Origin of the sequence: Bartonella sp. AP58NXGY (assembly GCF_042195785.1) — a bacterium.
In the GTDB taxonomy this organism is placed as follows: Bacteria; Pseudomonadota; Alphaproteobacteria; order Rhizobiales; family Rhizobiaceae; genus Bartonella.
The window spans coordinates 1-843 of record NZ_JBHIOY010000171.1; the positions used below are offsets into that span (position 1 = coordinate 1).

An 843-nucleotide genomic window follows, 5' to 3' on the forward strand; every position below is an offset into this window, starting at 1 on the left:
ATTCATTTCTGGATATTTACGATTTGCTTGATCAACCAAAGCGGGCATCATGTAAAGATCTAAAATATCATAATAGTTTTTAATCCAACTTCCATCGGCATTATGCTGTTCTAAACCTGCAATGATATCTTTTAATTCCGCACGGTTGAAAGGGGTATAATTTATTTTTTCGATATTAAGCTGTTCTAAATGTGTTGCAAGGCTTTCTAATGAGGCATCTGCACCTGCACCTTCCGGCATTTGTACACTTGCACCTTCCGGCATTTGTACACTTGCACCTTCTGGTATTTGTGATGAATGAGGGGGGGAGTCTTGTGAATCTTGTGGTTTCATCATATCAACCTTTTTCTTGATGATCGATAGGCTATATTATTTTCTGATATTTTGACCAAATGATGTTTTGAAAGAAAGTCTTGGACTCTTGAACATTAAGGAAAAAATCGTACTTTTGGTGTTTTTATAAGCAGGCTTTTAAAACCAAAAGCTTTCTTAATTTTAAAAATCTGCGGATTTTTTACAGCTTTCACAACTGTAAAAACTTGTCAGAAGTCTAGAGGGCAACGTTATCTTTATATTTTAAGTTATTTCTATTGCATGGCTCATTTCAATGAAGAGATGACAACCTTTTTTAACAGTTTTCCCTGTGAAAAAATGAAATTATCCGCAATCGGTGTTTGTTATACAACAATGCCTATTTTTTTAAGAACATTTTAAGCTCGTTTATTGCTGGCGGGTTTTTAAGGTTCGCAAATCGGATGAAAGGGTAAGTGCGCTCTGTGAATCTCAAGTGTTCAGGTTGTCGCACACCATCAGCAGTGGGGCAACAGGAGGAGCAAGGTGGAT

Annotated in this window: 1 protein-coding gene; it reads right to left on the reverse strand. The window is 36.5% G+C overall.

The window, feature by feature from the left end; genetic code table 11:
• Positions 1-333: YopJ family acetyltransferase (locus tag ACFINC_RS10250; RefSeq protein ID WP_375617143.1), on the reverse strand; the 333-nt coding region annotated here is incomplete at its 3' end.
• Positions 334-843 lie beyond the last annotated feature (510 nt).